The 4,615-nt window shown below is 74.4% G+C and carries 5 protein-coding genes; 4 read left to right on the top strand and 1 reads right to left on the bottom strand.

The window, feature by feature from the left end:
• Positions 1-61: 61 nt before the first annotated feature.
• Positions 62-1,009 carry an ArsR/SmtB family transcription factor gene (locus DZF91_RS27975; RefSeq protein ID WP_117360121.1) on the bottom strand — a complete coding sequence of 316 codons (948 nt, stop codon included), beginning with the start codon at positions 1,007-1,009 and terminating at the stop codon, positions 62-64.
• A gap of 73 nt (positions 1,010-1,082) precedes the next feature.
• Between DZF91_RS27975 and DZF91_RS27970 the strand changes: the two genes are divergently transcribed.
• The 4 genes from DZF91_RS27970 to DZF91_RS27955 all read left to right on the top strand — a co-directional run.
• Entirely contained in the window at positions 1,083-2,396 is a 1,314-nt protein-coding gene (locus DZF91_RS27970) for an MFS transporter (protein WP_117360120.1), read from the top strand.
• Between the two features lie 204 nt (positions 2,397-2,600).
• Positions 2,601-3,452: a universal stress protein gene (locus DZF91_RS27965; RefSeq protein WP_117360119.1), complete on the top strand. Its 852-nt coding sequence runs from the start codon at positions 2,601-2,603 to the stop codon at positions 3,450-3,452.
• A 45-nt stretch (positions 3,453-3,497) separates the two neighbouring features.
• Complete coding sequence (locus tag DZF91_RS27960; RefSeq protein ID WP_158588063.1) at positions 3,498-3,737, top strand: HypC/HybG/HupF family hydrogenase formation chaperone; 240 nt, start codon at positions 3,498-3,500, stop codon at positions 3,735-3,737.
• Positions 3,734-4,615: DMT family transporter (locus tag DZF91_RS27955; protein WP_147341419.1), on the top strand; the 882-nt coding region annotated here is incomplete at its 3' end. The genes DZF91_RS27960 and DZF91_RS27955, both read left to right, overlap by 4 nt.

Raw genomic sequence — 4,615 nt, 5'->3', positions numbered from 1 at the left:
GGCCTCCGCCGCCTGACCCGGCCGCCCGACCTGGCCGCCCGGTGCGGCCGGGAGGCGGCCGTCAGGGCCGGCCGGCGAGGAGCGCTTCGGCGATCTCGGTGCGGGCGTACAGGACGTACCGGCCGGTCCGGTGCGCCGAGACGAGCCCGGCGTCGCGGAGCGCGGTGAGGTGCTGGGAGGCGCCGCCCGCCGACAGGCCCGCCCGGCGGGCGAGGTCGCCGGTCGCGGCGGGCTCGTCCAGCAGGGCGAGCAGGCGGGCCCGGGACCGGCCGAGGATCTTCGCGAGAGCGGCCGGGGCGTCCTGCTCGGTGTGCTCCCACAGCGTCCCGACGCCCCGGGCCGGGTACCGCAGCAGCGGCTGCCAGCCGGGCACGGTGAGCGAGAACAGCTTGGGCCAGGCGAACACCGACGGGACGAGCAGCAGCCCGCGTCCGTCCAAAGGGACCGTGTCCGGCCGGGCGCGGGGGACGTTCAGCTGGTCGCCCATCCAGGTGACGCCCGGGCTGAGGTCGGCGAACAGGCGGTGTGCGCCGCCGGAGACGAGCAGCCGCGCGCGGTGGAGCACGTCGCCGTCCAGCAGTGCCCTGACGCGCGGCCAGTAGGGGGCGAGCGCCACGTCCCAGAACCGGGTGACGGTCTCGGCGAGCCGGTCGAGACCGGCCTGCGGGTCCGGTTCCGGGGGCAGTCCGAGCGCCGCGCGGTCCGCGGCGACCCGGTCGTGGGGCTGGCGGCGCAGGGCGGCGAGTTCGAGGTCCAGGTCGGGGGCGGGGGAGGTCGGCGGCGGGCAGGCGAACGCGGCGATCAGCCTCGGCCCGACCAGCTCCGACAGGGGCCGCAGGCGGATCCCCGAGGCGGCCAGGCGCGGCCGGACGGCCTCGGCCCACCGGCGGTGCAGCGCGTGCTCGTCGGGGTACTTCAGCACCCGGACGGCCGCGACCGTCTCCCACAGCGGTGAGATGGCGAAGCGGGTGCCGGCGAGATCGTCGGCGGAGAAGGTCAGTTCGAGCACGTGCGTCCCTCCTGGATTCGATCCAGGCTAAATCCGTGGAGGCGCCCCGCGGTCGTCGGTGAGGGTGCCGCGCATGACGACCACCCTCGACGCCGTGCGGCGACCCGTCCTCGCCGAGCGGGACTTCCGGCTGCTGTTCACCGCCGCCGCCGCATCCAAGATCAGTACGCAGTTGGGCGCGCTCGCCGTCCCGCTGCTCGCGCAGAGCGTCCTGCACGCCGGGCCGGGACAGGTCGGGCTGCTGGCCGCGCTCGGCACCGCCGCGTTCCTGCTGGTCGGGCTTCCGGCCGGGGCGTGGGTCGACCGGATGCGCAAGCGGCGCGTCCTGGTCGCCGCCGACCTGGTCCGGGCCGGTCTGGTCGGGTCCGTGCCGGCCGCGTGGGCGCTCGGCGTGCTCACCCTGCCGCAGCTCTACGCGGTGACGCTGCTCAGCGGCGTCGCCACGGTCTTCTTCGACGTCGCGCACCTCAGCGTGCTGCCCGCCCTGGTCGGGCGCGGCCGTCTTGTGGCCGCCAACGCCGCGCTCGCCGGGCTGAGCACGGTCTCGGACGTCTCGGGCCGCGCGGTCGGCGGCTTCGTCGTCCAGGGCCTCGGCGCGCCCCTCGCCGTCCTGGTCGACGCCTTCGGCTACCTGTGGTCGGCGTGCTTCCTGCGGAACCTGCGTCCCGCCGAATCCGGTCGGCCGTACCCGGCGTCCGGACGGCGCGGGGTGGGAGAGGGGCTGCGGTTCGTCCTCGGGCATCCGGTCCTGCGTCCGACGATGCTGGAGGGAGCGCTCGCCAATTTCAGCATCCAGATGTGCCAGGTCGGGTTCCTGGTGCTGTTCACGAGCGGACTGCGGTTGCCCGCCGGTGTGCTGGGGCTGTTCCTGGCGGCGGGCGGAGCCGGAGCGTTCCTCGGCTCGCTGGCCGCTCCCGTGCTCGCCCGGCGCCTCGGCGTGGGCCGCGCCCTGTGGCTCGCCGGGATCGCGGTCGCTCCGTTCGCGCCGCTCGTGGCGCTCGTCCAGCGCGGGCCGCTGCTCTGGGCGGCGGGCCTCTGCTGGGCGGTGAGCCTGTTCAAGGTGGGCGTCGACAACGTCCTTCTGGTCAGCTTCCGCCAGCACGTCACCCCGGACGCCATGCTCGGCCGCATGAACGCGACCGCCCGGTTCCTGCTCACGGGCGCGCTGGCGCTGGGCGGCGTGCTGGCCGGAATCGTCGGCCAGTACGCGGGCGTCCGCGCGGTGCTGTGGATCGGGGTGACCGGCCTGGCCTTCCGCTGGCTGATCGTCTTCTTCTCCCCGGTCCGCCGCGTCACCACCATGGACGAGGAGGCCGCGGGCCTTGCCTCCGCGCCTCCCCAGGAACGATCGGAATTCGCCCGGCCCGGATCGGAGCGCGGTGCCTGAGTGCCGAAGAACCGCCACACGAGGGTGCTCGCGCAAATCCGGGCGCAACGTGCCCTTTCGGAGGAAGTCACGGAGGTATGCGGTTTCTGGGAAGCGCCTTGGGACGCCGTTGGCCGTAGGTAAGGACCCGACTGGGGACTTTCGTCCCTGAACGACTGCCACGGTCCGGGCCACCTTGGGAGTGGGCATACCAGGGGAGGAACGATGAACGAGCCGGTCGTCGTCGGAGTGGACGGATCGGAGTCCGCGGAGCACGCCGTGGACTGGGCGGCGGCCGAGGCGCTGCGACGGCGTCGGCCGCTGCGGATCGTCCACGCCGTCGAGAACTGGCCGTACCGGACTCCGCTGTTCATGCCGTCGGACACCGTCGACCGCCTGGCGCACATCAGCGGACGTGTCGTGGAGATGGCCGAGCGGCGCGCCCGGCGGCATGCGCCCGAGCTGGAGATCAGTACCGTCCGGGAGACCGGGGAGACCTTCACCATCCTCACCCGGCAGTCGGAGGATGCGTTCGAGCTCGTGCTGGGAAACCGCGGACGCGGCGGGTTCGCCAGCCTCCTGCTCGGCTCGACCAGCCTGCGGATGGCCGCCTGGTCCCCGGTGCCGGTCGTGATCGTCCGCGAGGAGGCGGTCGAGGACGGCGATGTCGTGGTCGGGCTGGACCTGGGGAAGGACGAGAAGGCGACCCTGGACTTCGCGTTCGACGCCGCCGCCGTCCGCGGCGCGCGGCTCCGGGTCGTCCACGCCTGGCCACTGTACGTCTACGCGCCTTTCGCCGAGCCGGGTTACGTCAGCGACGAGGACGCGATCGAGGCGGAACTGCGGGAGCAGGTCACCGGGGTCCTCGCGCCGTGGCGGACGAGGTATCCGCAGGTCGAGGTGGTAGAACGGCTTCCCAGGACGCATCCGGTGCCCGCGTTGGCCGAGGCGTCCCGGGACGCCGCCCTGCTGGTGGCGGGCGCCCGTGAACGCGGTCGCCACGCGCCTCGGCTCGGGCCGGTCGCGCACGGCGCCGTGCACCACGCGCACTGTCCCGTCACCGTCGTCCCGCGCTGAACCGCGCGTGCCGGGACCGCCGCAACCGGGGGTGCGATGATGTGCGTGGAGCAGGTCGGCCGGGTCGTCCGGATCGACGACGGCACGGCCGTGGTGGTACGCGGGGAGGCGCGAACCGGGGTCTCCCTGGTGATCCTCGACATGGAGGGTGTCTCAGTGGCGACGGGTGACTGGTTGGTCGTGCACACCGGTATCGCCGTCCGCAAGATCTCCGCGGCCGAGGCCGCAGAGCTGGCGGCGGAGCTGGCGGCGGAGCGTGACGGCACGATGGGACGCGACACGTGACCGGGTACGCGCGGGGGATCGGGTTCGCGTCCGGCACCGCGGTGGTCAGCGGTGTCGCGATCTTCCTGAACGCGCGAGGGGTACGGGCCGCCGGGGACGCGGTGGTCTACACGACGGCGAAGAACCTCGTCGCCGCCGCGGTGCTGGTGGCGGCCGTCCTCGCGGGGGCGCGGGCGTCGCGGCGGGAGGGCCGGGCGCTGCTTCCGGCGGGGCCGAAGGCGGTCGCGGGGATCGTCGCGATCGCGGTCGTCGGCGGCAGCGTGCCGTTCGTCCTGTTCTTCGAGGGGCTGGCCGCCGAGTCGTCCACTCATGCGGCGTTCCTGCAGAAGACGCTGGTGGTCTGGGTGGCGCTGTTGGCGCTGCCCCTGCTGGGGGAGCGGTCCGGAGCCGTCCAGGCAGCCGCGATCGTCCTGCTCGTGGCAGGGCAGGCGGTCACCGACGGCGGCCTGGCCGGGTTCCGGTTCGGCACGGGCGAACTGATGATCCTCGCGGCGACGCTGCTGTGGTCGGTCGAGGTGATCGTGGCCAGGCGGCTGCTGTCGCAGGTCGAACCGCTCGCGCTGGGAGCGGCGCGGATGGCGCTCGGGGCGGTGGTGCTGGTCCTCTGGGACGCGGTGAGCGGGCGGTGGCGCGACCTCGCGGGCATGGACGGCCGGGCCTGGTGGTGGACGGCGCTGACCGGCGCCATCCTCGCCTGCTACGTCGCCGGTTGGTTCACCGCGCTGTCGCTGGCCCCGGCCGTGGACGTGACGGCCGTGCTGAGCGTCGGCGCCCTGGTGACCGCCGCGCTGGCGGCGGCCGACACCGGCGCCCTCCCGTCGGCCGCCGAGGCGGGTGGGCTGGCGATGCTGGCCGCAGGGGCCGCGCTGGTGGTCGCG

Source organism: Actinomadura logoneensis, from assembly GCF_003428695.1.
In the GTDB taxonomy this organism is placed as follows: Bacteria; Actinomycetota; Actinomycetes; order Streptosporangiales; family Streptosporangiaceae; genus Spirillospora; species Spirillospora logoneensis.
This window is presented reverse-complemented; position numbering and strand designations above follow the sequence as displayed.

What these genes read in the sequence shown, in the direction of transcription:
- DZF91_RS27970 (WP_117360120.1), top strand. Translation starts at nt 1,083, where the DNA reads ATGACGACCACCCTCGACGCCGTGCGGCGACCCGTCCTCGCCGAGCGG.
- DZF91_RS27965 (WP_117360119.1), top strand. Translation starts at nt 2,601, where the DNA reads ATGAACGAGCCGGTCGTCGTCGGAGTGGACGGATCGGAGTCCGCGGAG.